Raw genomic sequence first — 17120 nt, 5'->3', positions numbered from 1 at the left:
CTCGGTGTTCGGCGTGGAAAACGCCTAGACCCCGGAGGCAGTGGTGACCGCTCGTCGGGTGAGTACCCGGGCGAGGTGGCTCCGATACTCGGCGTCGGCATTCCCGTCGGTCATGGGAGCCGTGCCGTCGGTGGCGAGCTCGGCGGCCTCCCGGATCGTCTCGGCCGTCGCGGGCTTACCGATCAGCGATTCCTCGACGCCGCGTGCCCGGACCGGGACGGCTGCCATGTTAGTAAGCGCGATCCTCGCCCGTTCGATGGTGTCGCCGGACGCCTGTAGGGTCGCAGCGACCCCGACGATGGACCACTGCTGGGCCGCGCGATGGAACTTCTCGTAGCGCGCAGACCAGCCCGTGTGCTTGGGAATCCGGACCTCGACGAGGATCTCTCCGGGCTCGACCGCGGTCGTGAAGAAGTCCTGGAAGAAGTCGTCCGTCGCGATGGTGCGACGCCCGGACGGACCGGCCACGGTGAAGGTCGCCTCGAGCGCCACGGCAGGCGCCGCGAGATCCCCGGCCGGGTCGGCGTGCACGAGCGACCCGCCGAACGTGCCGCGGTGCCGGATCTGGGGATCGGCGACGGTCGCCGTCGCCTCGGCCAGCAACCGTGCGTGCTCCGCGACGAGCGGGTCGTGCAGCACATCGTGGTGGGTGGTGGTCGCGCCGATCACCAGGGCGTCGCCGTCGTCGCGGATGCCCCGCAGTTCGGGGATCCTGCCGAGGTCGACGAGCACGGTCGGTGCCGCCATCCGCAGGCGCAGGACGGGCATGAGGCTCTGCCCACCGGCGATGACCTTCGCGTCCTCACCGGCCTCGGTCAGCGCGGCGACCGCTTCGTCGACGCTCGACGGGGCGACGTAGTCGAACGGGGCCGGAATCATTTCGTGCCTCCTCGGGCGTCGCGGAGCGCGTGCCAGATCCGCATCGGTGTACAGGGCATCTCGACGTCGGTGACGCCGAACGGCCGGACCGCGTCGAGTACGGCGTTGACGACGGCCGGGGTGGAGGCGATGGTTCCTGCCTCGCCGACACCCTTGACACCCAGCGGATTACCGGGTGCCGGAGTGTCGGTGCGATCGGTGACGAAGGGCGGCAGATCCACCGCGGTGGGTAGCAGATACTCGGCGAACGACGAACTCAGCAACGTGCCCGACTCGTCGTGCACCGCTTCCTCGTAGAGGGCCTGGGCGATACCCTGGGCGAGTCCGCCGTGCACCTGGCCCTCGACGATGAGCGGATTCACGACGTGCCCGACGTCGTCGACGCACACGTACTTGCGGATCCGCGCGTGCCCCGTCTCGGTGTCGACCTCGATGGCGCACAGGTGGGTGCCGTGCGGGAACGAGAAGTTGTCGGGATCGTAGGTCGCCTCGGAGTCGAGGTTCGGTTCGACACCGTCGGGCAGGTCGTGCGCGGCGAACACCGCGAGCGCGACGTCGGTGAGCCCGACGGACTTCGAGGTGCCCTTGACGCGGAACTGTCCTGCCTCGAAATCCAGATCGTCCTCGGAACATTCGAGCAGGTGTGCGGCGATCGGCCGGGCCTTGGCGACCACCTTCTCCGCGGCCTTCACGACCGCGATGCCGCCGACGGCGAGCGAGCGGGAGCCGTAGGTGTCGAGACCGCGCGGTGAACTCTGCGTATCGCCGTGCAGGATCTCGATGTCCTCGAACGGGATTCCGAGCCGGTCGGCGACGATCTGGCTCCACGCCGTCTCGTGGCCCTGACCGTGGGCGGACGAACCGGTGACGACCTCCACCTTGCCGGTGGGGAGCATGCGGATCGCGGCGTGCTCCCAGCCGCCGGCGCCGTAGGAGAGTGAACCGAGCACCCGCGACGGGGCCAGGCCGCACATCTCCGTGAACGTGGAGACACCGAGACCGAGCTGCACCGGGTCGTTGCGCTCGCGTCGTTCGGTCTGCTCGCGCCGTAATGCGTCGTAGTCGAACAACTCTCGGGCCTTGGCGGTCGCGGCCTCGTAGTTGCCCGAGTCGTAGGTCAGGCCCGCGACGGTGTCGAACGGGAACTCCTCGTGCTTGATCCAGTTCTTCTCGCGGAGCTCGAGGGGATCCATGGACAGTTCGACGGCGAGCTCGTCCATGATGCGTTCGATCGCGAAGGTGGCCTCGGGGCGTCCGGCGCCGCGGTAGGCGTCGGTGGGCACCTTGTTGGTGAACACGTTGGTGCAGGCGAACCGGTACGAGTCGAACTTGTAGATGCCGTTGAACATGAACGCGCCGAGGATCGGCACACCCGGGGTGACGAGACGCAGGTAGGCGCCCATATCGGCGAGCAGTTCCACCTTCAGGCCCGTGACGGTGCCGTCGCGGCGCGCGGCGAGGGTCAGCTTCTGGACCTGGTCGCGGCCGTGGTGCGCGGCGAGCATCGACTCGCTGCGCGTCTCGGTGTACTTGACGGGCTTGTGTAGGCGACGCGCGATGAGGAGCGTGAGCACCTCCTCCGGCGTGACCTGCAGCTTGCCGCCGAAACCACCGCCCACATCGGGGGCGATGACGCGCAGTTTGTGCTCGGGGAGACCGAGGGTCATCGCGAGCATCAGCTTCAGCACGTGCGGGACCTGGGTCGCCGACCACATGGTGATCTGCGAGGCGGTGGGGTCGACGACGACCGATCGCGGTTCCATGAAGGCCGGGATGAGCCGCTGCTGCCGGAAGGTCCGTTCGACGACCACCTCCGCGTCGCGGATCGCGTCCTCGACGTTGCCGCCGCTGCCGGCCTCGGCGGAGTCGAACACCCATGTCGCGCTGACGTTGGTGCCGAGATCGGGGTGGACGAGGTCGCCGTCCTGCGCCGCGCTCTCGAGATCGAGCACGACCGGCAGGTCCTCGTAGTCGACGTCGATCGCGTCGAGGGCATCGTGGGCCTCGTATGCGCTGCGGGCCACCACGACTACGACGGCCTCACCCGCGAACCGCACGGTGTCGACGGCCAGGGCCGGGGCGTTCGGGGTCTTCATGTCCTCGGTGATCGGCCACGCACACGGCAGGCTGCCCTGCTCCTCGGCGAGGTCGGCGCCCGTGTAGACGGCGACGACCCCCGGCTTGCCCCGGGCCTCGGAGACGTCGAGTCCGGTGATGCGGGCGTGCGCGATCGGGCTGCGCAGGATCGCGGCGTGCAGCATCCCAGGGAGCACGATATTGTCGGTCCAGCGCGTGCGGCCGGTGATGAGGTGCTCGTCCTCCTTGCGGCGGCGTGCCCGGCCGAGTTCGGATTCGCCGGTGCCCTCGTCGGTGGTGGGATCCACGGTGCTCGTCATCGTCATACCTCCTGCGTGGCGGCCGGGTTCTCGCGCAGTCGCTGAGCGGCGTCACGCGCAGCGGCCACGATGTTCTGGTATCCGGTGCAGCGGCACAGATTTCCTTCGAGACCGTGCCGTACGTCCTCGTCGCTCGGATCGGAGTTCTCGGAGAGCAGGTCGATGGTCGCCATGATCATCCCGGGCGTACAGAAGCCGCACTGCAGGGCGTGCTTCTCGCGGAACGCCTCCTGGACCGGATGCAGGCTGCCGTTCGTGGTGAGCCCTTCGACGGTGGTGACCGAGTGTCCGTCGGCCTGTACCGCGAGCATCGAGCACGACTTGACGCTGCGGTCGTCGAGCAACACGGTGCAGGCGCCGCAGTTGCTCGTGTCGCAGCCGACCACCGTGCCCACCTTCCCGAGTCGATCTCTGAGGTAGTGGACGAGAAGCAGTCGCGGTTCCACGTCGTCCGTGTACTGCGTTCCGTCTACGGTGACAGTGATGCGCATCGATCCTCCAAGTGCCTCGCGTAGCGCAGTGATACAGATCACTGACACTCTGCTGCATATCGCGCGTCGAAAGGACCCGAATCGCCGAAATCGCCTTTGGGCTCGCGTCGATCGGAAGCGGGATCGTCACGAGACACGCCGGCTGGTCGAGGCGGAGGGCGCCAAGGAACATCTGGTGCACTACACGACCAGCAAGCACGCCCTCGTCGGGATGGCGCGGGCCTTCGCCGCCGAACTCGGACAGCACGACATCCGGGTCGACAGCATCCACCCGGGCGCGGTGAACACCCCGATGGGATCCGGTTCGATGCGCGACCGCATCGCCCAGACCGCCGAGAGCAACCCCCGGCTCGGCGGCATGACCATGCCCTTCCTGAACAAGTACATGGCCGAGGCGGACGAGATCGCGAACATGGTCGCCTCGCGTCCGACGAGTCCGTCTTCGTCACCGCCCAGAGCTTCGCGATCGACGGTGGTGCTCAGTACTTCTGAGCGCCGATGTGCTCCTCGTGGGCGTGGATCGGTCCGCGTGTCTCCGCGAGGCGGCCGCCGCCCCCGCCCCAGCGCAGCGCGATGATCTCCGCGGCGATCGACACCGCGGTCTCCTCCGGGGTGCGGGCCCCGAGATCCAGACCGATCGGCGACGACAGGCGCGCCAGTTCCTCCTCGGTCAGTCCCGTCTCCCGCAGACGCTCCATCCGGTCGTCGTGTGTGCGGCGCGACCCCATCGCCCCGACGTAGGCCACGTCGAGCCGTAGGGCGACTTCGAGGAGCGGCACGTCGAACTTCGGGTCGTGGGTGAGTACCGTGATGACGGTGCGGGCGTCCACACGTCCGGCCTCGGCCTCGGCCGCGAGATAGCGGTGCGGCCAGTCGACGATCACCTCGTGGGCGCCGGGGAAGCGGGCCTCGGTGGCGAACACCCCGCGCGCGTCGCACACCGTCACCGTGTAGCCCAGGAACGAGCCGAGCCGGGCCATCGCCGACGCGAAGTCGATCGCCCCGAACACGATCAGCCGCGGCGGGGGCTGGAAGACGTTGACGAACACCGACATCCCCTCGCCGCGACGCTCACCGTCGGTGCCGTAGTGAAGGGTGCCCGAGCGTCCCACCTCGAGCAGGCCGCGCGCGTCGTCGACGACGGCGTCGTACATGCGGGACGAGGCGAGCTGTCCGTCGGCGCGGTCGCGCCACACGACCATCCGTCGTCCCCGTAACGCCGGGTCGGGATGGGCGGTGACGGTCGCGAGCGCGACGGGTTCGCCCGCGCGGACGGAGTCGAGCAGGTCGGTGAAGGCGGGGAAGGACGCGGCGTCGATCCGTTCGACGAAGACGTCGATGATGCCGCCACAGGTCAGGCCGACGGAGAACGCGTCGTCGTCGGAGACCCCGTAGCGTTGCAGCACCGGCTGCCCGCTGTCGATGACCGACCGGCCGAGTTCGTAGACGTCGCCTTCGACGCACCCGCCCGAGACGCTGCCGGTGACGGTGCCGTCCTGCGCGACCAGCATCGATGCACCCGGCCCCCGGGGCGCCGAACGGAAAGTCGAGACCACGGTGCCTACCGCGACGGCCTCCCCGTCCCGGTACCGCCGGTCGAGCTCGTCCAGAATTTCACGCACGCCGAACCTCCTCGAGAAGTTCTTCCAGTGTCGCAAGGCTGTGTCCCGCGAGCAGACGATCGATGTGCGGCAGGGCCGCGGAGATACCCGACTGGATCGGTTCGTATCCGGCGCCGCCGGCGTGCGGGTTCACCCACAGCACGCGGTGCGCGAGGCGATGCAGCTGCGCCATGCGTTCCCCGAGCTGCGAGGTGTCGCCGCGCTCCCAGCCGTCGGAGAAGATCACCACCACCGCGCCGCGCGCGAAACCTCTGCGCCCCCAGCGGTCCAGGAACGCGCCGAGCGTGTCGCCGAGACGTGTCCCGCCCGCCCAGTCCGGTACCGCACGCGAAGCCCCGGCGAGCGCGATCTGCGGGTCGCGGGCACGCAGCGCACGCGACAGGCGGGTCAGCCGCGTGCCGAGGGAGAACACCTCGGTGGACGACGGCGCGGCACGCGTGACGACGTGCGCGAACCGCAGGAGCGCGTCGGCGTAGGGACTCATCGAGCCGGATACGTCGATCAGCAACACCACCCGGCGCGGTCTCGTCGCTCGTGCCCGGTGCCGCGGCCGGACGGGTTCGCCCCCGCCCGCCAGCATGTCGCGCAGGGTGTGCCGCGGGTCCACCGGCCCGCGGCGGGAGGGCTTCGACCGCAATCCCCGACGCGTCGGGGGTCGGGGCTGCAACCGCGCGAGCAGTTCGGCGAGGTGAGCGCGTTCGGCGGTCGTCAATTCGGCCACGTCGCGGTGCCGGAGGACGTCGGTGTCGTCCGCCGCGACCTGCAGGCGTGGCGCGTCGTCACCGGAATCGCCCTCGGCGCCCTCGCTGCGGGACAGCGCGGCGATCCGTGCGGTGCGGGTGCGTTGCCCGTGGGTACGGGAGCCGGTGGGGACGGTGTCGCCGAACCAGTGGACGAAGACCACGTCGTAGCGGGCCGTGTCGTCCGGTGTGCGGCACAGCGTGGCGCGGCCTGCCCAATAGACCTGCACGGGATCCCCGACGTCGACGTGTGCGAGGGCGTCGAGATAGGTGGCGGTGGCGTCGAGGGCGACGGGCAGACCGGCGGCGGCGAGGGCGCGGCAGAAGCCGGCCAACCCGGCGACCGGTCCGGGGGCGGTCGTCATCCGGCCCTCGAGAGGTCGAGTCCGGCGCGGGTGACCCGGTCGATGTCCTCGCGGTACTTCAGTACGGCACCGAGTGTCGCCGCAGCGGTCGCTGCGTCGAGGACGTCGCGGTCGAGGGCGACCAGTGCGCGCGCCCAGTCGAGGGATTCGGCGATCCCTGGTGGCTTCAGGAGGTCCTGTTCGCGGAACGAGCGCACCGCGCGGGCGATCTGCTCGGCGAGCGGGTGCCCCAGACCGGGCAGCCGCCGCTGCAGGATCGCGACCTCGCGTTCGAGATCGGGATGCTCCACCCAGTGGTACAGACAGCGGCGCTTGAGTGCGTCGTGCACCTCGCGGGTCCGATTGGAGGTGAGCACCACCAGCGGTGGGACCTCCGCGCGGATCTCGCCCAATTCGGGGATCGTCACCGCGTTCTCGTCGAGCAACTGGAGTAGGAAGGCCTCGAACTCGTCGTCGGCGCGGTCGATTTCGTCGACGAGCAGCACGCACGGTGAGTCGGTGAGCGCCTGCAGCAACGGGCGGACGAGGAGATAGCGCTCCGTGTAGAGGGAACGCTCGGCGGTGTCCGCATCGAGCACACCGTCGCTCGCCGCTTCGAGCGAGCGCAGATGGAGCAACTGCCGGGGAAAATCCCAGTCGTAGAGGGCCTGCGAGGCGTCGATGCCCTCGTGGCACTGCAACCGGACCATCGGCAGATCCAGGGCCTGAGCGAGAGCCGCTGCGAGCGAAGTCTTCCCGGTTCCGGGTTCGCCTTCGCAGAAGAGCGGCCGGCCCATACGCATCGCAAGGAAGACGACGGTCGCCAGTCCGTCGTCGGCGAGATATCCCGTGGTCTCGAGAGCAGCCGAGAGTTTCTCGGGTGAATCGATACGTGTTGCGTCGCCGGTCATGAAGCGAGCCTAGATGCTCACCCGCCTCCCGACCGGCGACTGCGACAACTATCGGATCAACCGTCGGCGTGCGCGAGCGGCGCGAACTCGCCGGTGAACAGTGTTGCGCATCCGGGGCACAACGTCGTCGGATGGATGGCCCAGCCGTTCATCTGGGCATAGAGCTCTGCCTGCAGCTTGCTCTGTGCGGCAGTGCGGTAGCAGTGATCGCAATGGTCGCAACGGAAGACCCACCGGCCACCGGAGATCGGGTCGCGGTGCGGCGTCATGTCCACCTCGATATCAACAACTCGGTATCCGCGAATCGAAGGCGTGGAATGGTCGGATCGTGCCGGTTCCTCTCAGGGAACCGACTTGCCCATGACGCGGGCCCACCATCCGTCCAGCGGGCTCGGATCGGGCCAGCGGATCGTGTCGTCTGCGATGTGATTGGGCCGGGATGCCATGTCCTGCTGTCCCTGTCCGGTATTCGGTGAATCGTGCTGTGCGTTGCGCACTGAGGTCACCCCTTATTGCTATCGGTGCGTCATTGGCGGACGCACTCCTACGCACCTCTGAGGCGTTCTTGAATCTTAGCCCGGTTCTACTGAACCGGCCCGGTCTTTCTGCTGTTTGCACAGGTAGAGGAGGTCTAGGAAGTATGCGGCGGGGGAGGGGGTCTGCTGTCCAGGGTGGAGCGCAGACGGTCGTTGTCCTCCTTGAGGGCCGCGTTGTTCGCCTCGAGTTCGAGGATCCGGGCGATTCCGGCGATATTGATTCCGGAGCCCACCAGTTCGACGATCCGTTGGACGATCTCGAGATCGTTGTCGCTGTAGCGGCGCGTCCCACCCGCTGTGCGTGCGGGGTTCAGCAACCCTCGGCGTTCGTACAGGCGCAAGGTCTGCGGGTCGAGTCCCGACAGTTCGGCGGCCACCGAGATGCCGTAGACCCCGCGCCGGGCGCGTAACGGATCTGGCGTCATCGTTTCCTCCGGAGTCGGTCTTCTCGGGTCGCGCTGCGGTCACCCGCGACTTGACCGAACCTTACCACAGGTCCATAATAAATCTGTGTCTACGGACACAGGTAATCGACAAAGTGTGGCCGCCACGAACGGCCGGACAGTCGGAGGTGACAGACCGATGTTGATGCGCACCGACCCCTTCCGCGATATCGATCGCTTCACGCAGCAGGTGCTCGGCACCATGGCACGGCCCGCGGTGATGCCGCTCGATGCATGGCGAGAAGGCGACCGTTTCGTCGCCGAGTTCGATCTCCCGGGCGTCGACGCCGACTCGATCGACCTCGATGTCGAACGCAACGTGCTCACCGTGCGCGCGGAACGTCCGGAAGTCGACCGGGACAAGGAATTCGTCTCGACCGAGAGGCCGCGAGGCATCTTCACTCGTAGGCTGTTCCTCGGTGACACCCTCGACACCGATCGGATCGAAGCGCAGTACCGCGGTGGTGTTCTACGCGTGACGATTCCGGTCGCAGAGAAGGCGAAGCCCCGCAAGATCTCGGTGATCGACGCGGAGACGAACGGCCAGGCCGCGATCGAGAAGTGAACCGCTACGGCGAACCGGGCCCGGGATGATTCCCGGGCCCGGTTCGGCTGCGTCCACTACGGTTTCAGGCAGATCTTGATGGCGCCGTCCTGCTTCTTCTGGAAGATCTCGTACGCGTGCGGTGCGTCGTCGAGCGGGAGGCGGTGGGTCGCGAAGTCGTCGACCCCCAGCGGATCCTCGTCGGTCAGCAGCGGCAGGATCTCCGGGACCCAGTTCAACACGTTGGCCTGACCCATGTGGAGACGGATCTGCTTGTCGAACAGGGTGAGCATCGGCATCGGATCCGCCGCCCCGCCGTACACACCGCTCAACGAGATCGCGCCACCACGCCGCACGACGTCGATCGCGGTGTACAGCGCGTGGAGACGGTCCACTCCGGCCTTCTCCATGAACGGCTCGGCGATCGCCGACGGCAGGAAGCCGGCGGCACTCTGGGCGAGCTTCGCGACGGGCGAGCCGTGCGCCTCCATACCCACGGCGTCGATCACCGAATCGGTGCCGCGCCCGTTCGTCATGTCACGGATCATGTCGCCGGGATTGTTGTCGACCTCGCGCAGATCGACGACCTCGATGCCGCGGGAGGCCGCGCGGGCCAGTCGCTCGGGGACCATGTCCACGCCGATCACGCGGGCACCCTTGTGCACCGCGATGCGGGCGGCCATCTCTCCGATGGGGCCGAGGCCGAGCACCGTGACACTTCCGCCGTCGGGGATCTCCGCGTACTCGACGGCCTGCCACGCGGTGGGCAGCACGTCGGAAAGGTAGACGAAACGGTCGTCGGCCGGCCCTTCCGGGACCTTGATGTGGGTGGCGTCGGCATGGGGGACGCGCAGATATTCGGCCTGCCCGCCGGGCACGCTGCCGTAGAGCTTCGAGTAGCCGAACAGTGCGGCGCCGGTGCCCTCCTCACGGACCTGCGTGGTCTCGCACTGCGAATGCAGGCCGTGGGAACACATGAAGCACTGGCCGCAACACACCTGGAAGGGGATCACCACCCGGTCGCCGGGCTTCAGGTTCGTGACGCCGGAGCCGACCTCCTCGACGATGCCCATCGGTTCGTGACCGAGGATGTCGCCGGGAGTCATGAAGGCTCCCAACACCTCGTACAGGTGCAGGTCGGAGCCGCAGATGTTGGTGGTGGTGACGCGGATGACGGCGTCACCGGCCTCCTGGATCGTCGGATCGGGCACCGTATCGACGCTCACGTTGCGGCGCCCTTGCCATGTCACTGCCTTCATGTCGCTCCTCGGTTCCTCGGGTGCAGGAATGTCGGGCCGTGCCCGGCACGTGTCCCTCGATGCCTACCCCCGCTCGGCGCGGGCAAACGCTGCCCGCGAGCGGGTCCCTGCCGCGCCGCACATGTTTGCGCGTGCCGGAGGAGAGGTATGTCGCCACAGAACCGAATCGCCGCGACACATGTCTGTGGCCGCTCTTGCGGGAGCGCAGCCGCACAGAAGGAGGTCAGGTGACCACTTCGGACCCCGAACACCACGGAAGCCAGGATCCCGAACCTTCGCGCACCCCGGATCTCGAGCCCGGTGGCGGCGTGGCGCCCGGATCGACGCCCCCGGACTCGGGGACGACGTCCGGGCTGTCCGCTCCGGAACCGGACACGAGAAAGCGATTCCCCATCAGCGGGTGGCTCACGCTGCTCGCCGTCGCGGTGATCGTGATCATCTTCGTGGTCGCGATCTTCGGCATCCTGTCCTGACGGTTCGGCCCGAGCCGCCCCGCGGAGCTTCTCGTCAGCGTCCGCGACGCGGTAGCCGCACGACCTGCACGAAGAATTCGTCGATCTGCTTCACGGCACCGATGAACTGGTCGAGATCGACCGGCTTGGTGACGTACGCATTGGCGTGCAGCTTGTAGCTGCGGAGAATGTCCTCCTCGGCCGACGAGGTCGTGAGCACCACGATCGGGATGTCGGACAGTTCCGGATCGGACTTGATCTTCGTCAGCACCTGCCGGCCATCGTACTTCGGCAGGTTCAGGTCGAGCAGGATCAGATCCGGGCGCGGCGCACCCTCGTGGTCGCCCCGGCGGTACAGGAAGTCGAGTGCTTCCGCCCCGTCGCGGACGACGTGTAGGGCGTTGCCGATCTTGTTGTCCTCGAATGCTTCACGGGTCATCAGCTCGTCGCCGGGATCGTCCTCGACCAACAGGACGTCCACCGGTCGGGCAGCGGGATAGGTCACGATCGTGCTCCTCATGACGTTGTCCCCTGCTTCTGCTCGACGGGGCGTGATGCGGTTCCGAGGGTGAAGCAGATTCGAGTGCCCTCGGTATGAGTATCGCCGTACTCGGTGTCGATCCAGATTCTTCCCGCGTGATACTCGACGATTTTCTTGCTCAGCGCCAGTCCGATACCGGTGCCCTGGTAATCGTCGCGAGGATGCAGCCGCTGGAAGATGACGAACACCTTCTCGGCGTACTCGCTGTCGATCCCGATGCCGTTGTCGGTGACGCAGAAGTGCCACCGCGGACCGTCCGACTCGTCCTCGGCCTTTTCGCACTCGATCCTGATCACCGGGGTGCGATCGGGATGGCGGAACTTGATGGCGTTGCCGACCAGGTTCTGCCACAGCATCGTCAGCAGAGTGGGGTCACCGGTGAGCTCGGGGAGGTCGTCGGGGCGTTCGATCTGCGCCTGTGACTCCTCGATGGAGGCGGAGAGGTTGAACAACGCCTTCTCGAGCGGTCGGCCGAGGTCGACCCGGACGTAGGCGTCGTGGACGCGTCCGACCCGGGAGAAGGCGAGCAGATCGCTGATCAGCACCTGCATCCGTTTCGCGCCGTCCACGGCGTATTCGACGTACTGTCGTCCACGATCGTCGAGGACGTCGCCGTACCGCTTCTCGAGCAGCTGGCAGAAGGACGCGACCTTCCGCAGCGGTTCCTGCAGGTCGTGCGATGCGACGTAGGCGAACTGTTCGAGTTCGGTGTTCGAGCGGCGGAGTTCCTCGGCCTGGGCATCGAGATCCTCGGTCTGTTTCGCGAGCAGGGTCTGCTGCTTCCGGGAGTCCGCCAACGCGTCCGCGATACGACCGCGCATCGTCTCGACGTCGAGGGCGAGTGCCCGGATGTCCTTCGGTCCCTGGGGGTATATGTGCTGGTAGAAGTTCTCCTCCAGCGCGACCCGGCGACTGGCGTTGCGGAGTTTGCTGAGCGGCACGGCGACGAGATTGTGGACGAGGGCCACCATCGCGAGGCCGGTGAGGATGAACGTGATCACCATGGCGATCAGGACCGAGTTGCGGATCGTCCGGGACTGCACGAGATCGTCGAGGTTCTCTTCGAGCACACGGGAGAGCGCGTTGTTCTCCTGGACGAACATCGACCGGATCTCACCGAAGGTCAGCCGGTCCTCCTCTGCCAGGTTCGCATCGACGGGGCGCGGCTGCCCGGGCACGACTGTGGCGATGATCGGCTCTGCATATTGCGTCTGCCACTGCCGGGCGGTGGCGTCGATGGAGTCGATGTCGGCGAGGAGCTCGGGATGGTCGGCGAGGAGTTCACGGAGGCGATCGAGGGCGACCTGCTGATCGGCTCGGCCGGCGCGATACGGCCCGAGGAAGATCGGGTCGGTCGTGAGCGCATACCCGCGGACCGCGGTCTGCTGATCGAGCAATGAGCGCTGCAGCCGGTAGGACTCCGTCATCGCGGGCTGGATCCGCCCGGTCACCTCGTCGGTGATCTGCACGGTGCGCTGGATGAAGATTCCGCCCACGATCGAGCCGAGGACGGCGAAGACCGCGAGGACCGCGAACGCGACCTGGAACCAGCTCTGCACGACCAGCCGCGACGAGAACCGCTCGATGCGCGGTTCGGGAACCGAAGGATCCCTCATCGCCGCACCGTCGCTCCGACCTCGGCGGAACGCACGATACCGATCACATCCACCCCAGCTTCCCGGCCCGTGCCCGATTCGCGCCTACGGGCGACGAATCCCGACGGCGGTGCGGTCCCGAACCTGTCGGTCTGCGAACACACGTATGGACGGGCTGTCTGTTGAACCCGAATGCGAACTGTAGCCGACCGGTGGAGCCGTTCCGATCCGGCCACGGGCCGAACCGGCTGCACCGAGTGCCGGAACGCGACTAGGGTCGGTCGCATGACACGACGAGTGAGTGTGTGGGGTGGCGCGTTCTGGCTCAGTCGGAAGGTTCGCGAGCAGGCGCTCGATGCAGCCCGCGAACTGGAGGAGCTCGGGTACTCCCGGTTGTGGACGTCCGGCGGATTCAAGGACGGCTTCCCCTCCGTCTACGGTGAACTGCTCGCGGCGACGACGAAGCTCGAGCTGGCGAGCGGCATCATCAGCATCTGGCACGCCGACCCGGAGACCACGGCCGCTGCGGTCGCCGATCTGGAGTCTCGGTATCCCGGTCGTTTCCTGCTGGGCGTCGGAACGAGTCACGCCCCCGTCGTCGACGCGCGGGAGAACACCAGCTACACCAAGCCCTACAGCCGGATGGTCGAGTACCTCGACGGCCTCGATGCGGCATCGACGCCGGTGCCCACCGATCGCAGGGTTCTCGCGGCGCTCGGCCCGCGCATGCTGAAGCTGTCCGCCGAGCGCGCGGCAGGAGCCCACCCGTACTTCGTGCCGTCCGAACACACGGCGATCGCGCGCGAGACCCTCGGCTCGGAGCCGTTGCTCGCCCCCGAGGTGGCCGTCGTTCTCGAAACCGACGAGACCGTTGCGCGCGGCATCGCCCGCGAGTACATGCGCGGCTATCTCGCGCTGCCGAACTACTCGAACAACCTGCGTCGCCTCGGGTACACCGACGAGGACCTCGCCGACGGTGGCAGCGACGGCCTGATGGACGCGCTCATCCCGTGGGGTGATCTCGACAGCGTCGTCGCCGGCATCGAGAAGCACTACGCCGCCGGTGCCGACGAGGTCGCCATCCAGGTGCTCACCGCGGATCCGTTCACCTTCCCGAGCGAGGGCTACCGGCAGCTCGCGTCCGCGCTGCTGAGCTGAGGCCACCGAACCCCGAGGTCACCGAACCCCGAGGTCACCGGACCCCGAGGTCACCGGATCGGTGTGGCCGCTCAGATCGGCCGCACCGTGAGGATCTGGGACATCGTGCCGATCGGTCCGGTCGCATCGTGCAGCACCGTGCTCGTCAGGCCGACGCCGTCGGCGCCGAACGAGACCGACGTATCGAAGCCGACCCATTCACCGCGGGGTTCGGCGAACAGGTGCGCGGTCAGGTCGACGTTGGGGAAGGCGACCGTTCTCGGATCGGCACGCACCGCCATGCCGTTGGCGATGTCGAACAGGCCGGCCGTGGCGGCGAGATCGCTGACCTTCTCGCCCTCCACGAGCGGGAGACCGGTGCGCACCCAGAACGAGGCCCGTCCGGGTGCGGTCGAGACGCGGCGCACCTCCACCGAGTCGATGAATCCTCCCGGCCACAGCGTCGTCGGGTCCCAGGGTTCGCAGTCCTCGGGCGTCGGAATCGGCTGCAGCGTGGTGCCGGCGATCTCCGCGGTGGGACGGGTCTGCATCAGCCACGCGCGCGCACGCACGATCGCGCGCCCGTCGTAGGCGAGGGTCGCTTCCACGAGTTCGATGGTGCGTCCGGGCCGCAGGACCTCGACCGTCGTGACGACGGGACCGACGGGCACGGTGCCGAGGATGTCGTACGACAGGCGTCCGATCGTGAGGTCGTCGTCGCGCCGCGCGTCGCGGTCGCATTCGACGACGTGGGCGATCAGCCCGAGAGCGGGAGCGATGTGCTGCTCCGCCTCGTTCCACGCCCCACCGACATGTTCGGTGGCGCGGAAGGAGGTCGGGCCGAGTCGTTCGAAGTAGCTCATGCGGTCTCCGTTCGTGACGGCTCTGCCGCGAGAGCCGAGGGGGTCGCGGCGAGAGCTGCCAGTGCCATGCGTCGCAGCACCGCGCGGGTGCCTTCGGGGGAACGCGGGTCGGCGCTGTGCGGTGTCGAGTTGATGAGTCCGAAGGTCGCGTGCGCCATCGTGCGCGCATCGGATTCGGGCAGTGCGGGGTCGATGCGGCGCAGGGCGTCGACCCAGATCTCGACGTAGCGACGCTGGGTCACCCTCACCTCCCGCTGCCCCTCGTCGGGGAGGGACGTGAACTCGCGGTCCTGCACGCGGATGAGATCGGGCTCGCCCAGCGCGAAGTCGAGATGGAAGTCGACCAGGCCCTCGAGGGCGTCGCGCGGGTCGGGCGTCGTCTCGGCGACCTGCGTGCCACCTGCGAGGAGGCGGCGGCTGATCTCGACGAGGATCTCGACGAGCAGGGCGTCCTTGTTGGGGAAGTGTCGGTACACGGCGGGACCGCTGATCCCCACGGCCGCACCGAGATCCTCGAGGCGGACCCCGGGGAATCCGCGTTCGGCGATCAGGTGCGCCGCGGCACGCAGGAGGTCCCGTCGGCGTTCCGCCTTGGCGAGGCTACGCCGCGTCGGGCGTCCCGATGCGGTCGAGACGTCGATCGCGGACTCGGTCATGAAAATCTCCGCTCGGTGTGGTCTGGACAACTCGGTTAATCATAACTAACCTAGATTTCAGTTAATGGCGATTAGTCGATCTACCGAGGATGGTGTCCGTGACAACCGCTGAGACGGCCTCGACAACCAGCCGCGACCAGCACGAACAGCTGGTCGGAGAGCTCCGAGACAAGCTCGCTGCCGCAGCCCTGGGTGGCAGCGAGAAAGCCCGGGAGCGGCATGTCGCCCGCGGCAAGCTGCTTCCCCGCGACCGCGTGGACGAACTGCTCGACACGGGCAGCCCGTTCCTCGAACTGTCGCCCCTCGCCGCCGACGGCATGTACGACGACGAGTGCCCCGGCGCCGGCATGATCGCCGGCATCGGCCGCGTCGCCGGCCGCGAGTGCGTGATCGTCGCGAACGACGCCACCGTCAAGGGGGGCACCTACTATCCGATCACGGTCAAGAAGCACCTGCGGGCGCAGGAAGTCGCGTTGCAGAACAACCTGCCGTGCCTGTACCTCGTCGACTCCGGTGGCGCCTTCCTGCCGCGGCAGGACGAGGTCTTCCCCGACCGCGAGCACTTCGGCCGCATCTTCTACAACCAGGCCACCATGAGCGCCAAGGGGATTCCGCAGATCGCCGCGGTCATGGGCTCGTGCACCGCCGGCGGCGCCTACGTCCCCGCCATGAGCGACGAGGCCGTCATCGTCCGCAACCAGGGCACCATCTTCCTCGGTGCCCCGCCGCTGGTGAAGGCCGCGACCGGCGAGGTCGTCACCGCCGAAGAGCTCGGCGGCGGCGACCTGCACTCGAAGGTCTCCGGCGTCACCGACCACCTGGCCGAGGACGACCGCGACGCGCTGCGCATCGTGCGAGACATCGTCTCCACCTTCGGTCCGCGCAACCCGCGTCCGTGGGACGTCGAACCCACCGTCGAACCCGAGGCCGACCCCACCGAGCTGTACGACGTGGTGCCCACCGACTCGCGCATCCCCTACGACGTGCACGAGGTCATCGACCGTGTGGTCGACGGCGCCGGCGGTGACGGCCATGAATCCAGCAGCTTCCACGAGTTCAAGGCCGAATACGGCAAGACTCTCGTCACCGGCTTCGCACGCATCCACGGCCACCCGGTCGGCATCATCGCGAACAACGGCGTGCTCTTCGGCGAATCCGCCGTCAAGGGAGCGCATTTCATCGAACTGTGCGACAAGCGCTCGATTCCGCTGGTGTTCCTGCAGAACATCTCCGGCTTCATGGTCGGCCGCGACTACGAGGCCGGCGGCATCGCCAAGCACGGCGCGAAGATGGTCACCGCGGTCGCGTGCGCCCGAGTGCCGAAGCTGACCGTCGTCATCGGCGGCTCGTACGGCGCCGGCAACTACTCGATGTGCGGTCGCGCGTATTCGCCTCGCTTCCTGTGGATGTGGCCCAATGCCCGCATCTCCGTCATGGGTGGCGAGCAGGCCGCCTCGGTGCTGGCCACGGTGCGCTCCGACCAGCTCGATGCCTCGGGCAATCCCTGGACGGCCGAGCAGGAGGAGGAGTTCAAGGCTCCGATCCGCGCCCAGTACGAGGAACAGGGCAATCCCTACTACTCGACCGCGCGCCTGTGGGACGACGGCATCATCGATCCCGCAGACACCAGAAAAGTTCTCGGACTGGCACTGTCGGTGTGCGCCAACGCCCCGCTCGAGCCGGTCTCCTACGGCGTCTTCCGGATGTGAGT

At 67.8% G+C, this 17120-nt stretch carries 18 protein-coding genes and 1 pseudogene; 5 read left to right on the top strand and 14 right to left on the bottom strand.

The window, feature by feature from the left end:
- Positions 1-24: 24 nt before the first annotated feature.
- Genes IM25_RS05705 through IM25_RS05695 form a run of 3 tightly spaced genes read right to left on the bottom strand, consistent with a single transcriptional unit; the run spans position 25 to position 3766 of the window.
- The gene (locus tag IM25_RS05705) at positions 25-879 is read right to left on the bottom strand and encodes an FAD binding domain-containing protein (RefSeq protein ID WP_019290574.1); all 855 of its coding nucleotides are present in this window, start codon (positions 877-879) and stop codon (positions 25-27) included.
- On the bottom strand, positions 876-3275 hold the full coding sequence (locus IM25_RS05700; RefSeq protein WP_033097535.1) for a xanthine dehydrogenase family protein molybdopterin-binding subunit: 2400 nt from the start codon (positions 3273-3275) through the stop codon (positions 876-878). The genes IM25_RS05705 and IM25_RS05700 overlap by 4 nt, the downstream gene beginning before the upstream one ends.
- A 2-nt stretch (positions 3276-3277) precedes the next feature.
- Positions 3278-3766 (bottom strand): (2Fe-2S)-binding protein, encoded by a 489-nt coding sequence (locus tag IM25_RS05695; protein ID WP_006550769.1) that lies wholly within the window; start codon positions 3764-3766, stop codon positions 3278-3280.
- A 172-nt stretch (positions 3767-3938) separates the two neighbouring features.
- Between IM25_RS05695 and IM25_RS25300 the strand changes: the two are divergent.
- Positions 3939-4258: pseudogene (locus IM25_RS25300) on the top strand (SDR family oxidoreductase); the annotation flags it as partial.
- On the opposite strand, the gene IM25_RS05685 reads toward IM25_RS25300, so the two are convergent.
- The 6 genes from IM25_RS05685 to IM25_RS05665 form a co-directional block, all read right to left on the bottom strand.
- Complete coding sequence (locus IM25_RS05685; RefSeq protein WP_006550767.1) at positions 4246-5388, bottom strand: XdhC family protein; 1143 nt, start codon at positions 5386-5388, stop codon at positions 4246-4248. The pseudogene IM25_RS25300 and the gene IM25_RS05685 overlap by 13 nt on opposite strands.
- Positions 5381-6493, bottom strand: coding sequence for a vWA domain-containing protein (locus tag IM25_RS05680; protein ID WP_006550766.1), 1113 nt, complete (start codon positions 6491-6493; stop codon positions 5381-5383). The genes IM25_RS05685 and IM25_RS05680 overlap by 8 nt, the downstream gene beginning before the upstream one ends.
- Entirely contained in the window at positions 6490-7383 is an 894-nt protein-coding gene (locus IM25_RS05675) for an AAA family ATPase (RefSeq protein ID WP_006550765.1), read from the bottom strand. Before IM25_RS05675 ends, IM25_RS05680 begins: the two co-directional genes overlap by 4 nt.
- 56 nt (positions 7384-7439) lie before the next feature.
- Positions 7440-7652, bottom strand: a complete 213-nt coding sequence (locus IM25_RS05670) for a hypothetical protein (protein WP_019290577.1) — start codon at positions 7650-7652, stop codon at positions 7440-7442.
- A 72-nt stretch (positions 7653-7724) separates the two neighbouring features.
- Complete coding sequence (locus IM25_RS25985; protein WP_153811622.1) at positions 7725-7889, bottom strand: hypothetical protein; 165 nt, start codon at positions 7887-7889, stop codon at positions 7725-7727.
- Positions 7890-8014: 125 nt separating this feature from the next.
- The gene (locus IM25_RS05665; RefSeq protein ID WP_006550764.1) at positions 8015-8344 is read right to left on the bottom strand and encodes a MerR family transcriptional regulator; all 330 of its coding nucleotides are present in this window, start codon (positions 8342-8344) and stop codon (positions 8015-8017) included.
- 157 nt (positions 8345-8501) lie between these two features.
- Between IM25_RS05665 and IM25_RS05660 the strand changes: the two genes are divergently transcribed.
- The gene (locus IM25_RS05660) at positions 8502-8927 is read left to right on the top strand and encodes an Hsp20/alpha crystallin family protein (RefSeq protein WP_019290579.1); all 426 of its coding nucleotides are present in this window, start codon (positions 8502-8504) and stop codon (positions 8925-8927) included.
- Positions 8928-8983: 56 nt separating this feature from the next.
- Here IM25_RS05660 and IM25_RS05655 read toward each other — a convergent pair whose 3' ends face one another.
- The gene (locus IM25_RS05655; protein ID WP_006550762.1) at positions 8984-10165 is read right to left on the bottom strand and encodes a zinc-dependent alcohol dehydrogenase; all 1182 of its coding nucleotides are present in this window, start codon (positions 10163-10165) and stop codon (positions 8984-8986) included.
- 227 nt (positions 10166-10392) lie between these two features.
- Between IM25_RS05655 and IM25_RS05650 the strand changes: the two genes are divergently transcribed.
- Positions 10393-10638 (top strand): DUF6480 family protein, encoded by a 246-nt coding sequence (locus IM25_RS05650; protein WP_006550761.1) that lies wholly within the window; start codon positions 10393-10395, stop codon positions 10636-10638.
- A gap of 34 nt (positions 10639-10672) precedes the next feature.
- Here the strand turns inward: IM25_RS05650 and IM25_RS05645 are convergent, their stop codons facing one another.
- Both IM25_RS05645 and IM25_RS05640 read right to left on the bottom strand, forming a co-directional pair.
- On the bottom strand, positions 10673-11137 hold the full coding sequence (locus tag IM25_RS05645; protein WP_006550760.1) for a response regulator: 465 nt from the start codon (positions 11135-11137) through the stop codon (positions 10673-10675).
- Entirely contained in the window at positions 11134-12774 is a 1641-nt protein-coding gene (locus tag IM25_RS05640; RefSeq protein ID WP_006550759.1) for a sensor histidine kinase, read from the bottom strand. The genes IM25_RS05645 and IM25_RS05640 overlap by 4 nt, the downstream gene beginning before the upstream one ends.
- 264 nt (positions 12775-13038) lie before the next feature.
- Between IM25_RS05640 and IM25_RS05635 the strand changes: the two genes are divergently transcribed.
- Entirely contained in the window at positions 13039-13911 is an 873-nt protein-coding gene (locus tag IM25_RS05635; RefSeq protein ID WP_198162536.1) for an LLM class F420-dependent oxidoreductase, read from the top strand.
- Positions 13912-13982: 71 nt separating this feature from the next.
- Here the strand turns inward: IM25_RS05635 and IM25_RS05630 are convergent, their stop codons facing one another.
- Both IM25_RS05630 and IM25_RS05625 read right to left on the bottom strand, forming a co-directional pair.
- Positions 13983-14753, bottom strand: a complete 771-nt coding sequence (locus tag IM25_RS05630) for a thioesterase family protein (protein ID WP_006550757.1) — start codon at positions 14751-14753, stop codon at positions 13983-13985.
- Positions 14750-15409 (bottom strand): SACE_7040 family transcriptional regulator, encoded by a 660-nt coding sequence (locus tag IM25_RS05625; RefSeq protein ID WP_006550756.1) that lies wholly within the window; start codon positions 15407-15409, stop codon positions 14750-14752. The genes IM25_RS05630 and IM25_RS05625 overlap by 4 nt, the downstream gene beginning before the upstream one ends.
- An 89-nt stretch (positions 15410-15498) precedes the next feature.
- Here IM25_RS05625 and IM25_RS05620 point away from each other — a divergent pair, with 89 nt between their 5' ends.
- A complete protein-coding gene (locus IM25_RS05620) occupies positions 15499-17118 on the top strand; it encodes a carboxyl transferase domain-containing protein (protein ID WP_065995847.1) in 1620 nt (539 codons plus the stop codon).
- The last annotated feature ends 2 nt before the right edge of the window (positions 17119-17120 follow it).

It is taken from the genome of Rhodococcus sp. p52 (genome assembly GCF_000763325.2).
Taxonomy (GTDB): Bacteria; Actinomycetota; Actinomycetes; order Mycobacteriales; family Mycobacteriaceae; genus Rhodococcus; species Rhodococcus pyridinivorans.
This window is presented reverse-complemented; position numbering and strand designations above follow the sequence as displayed.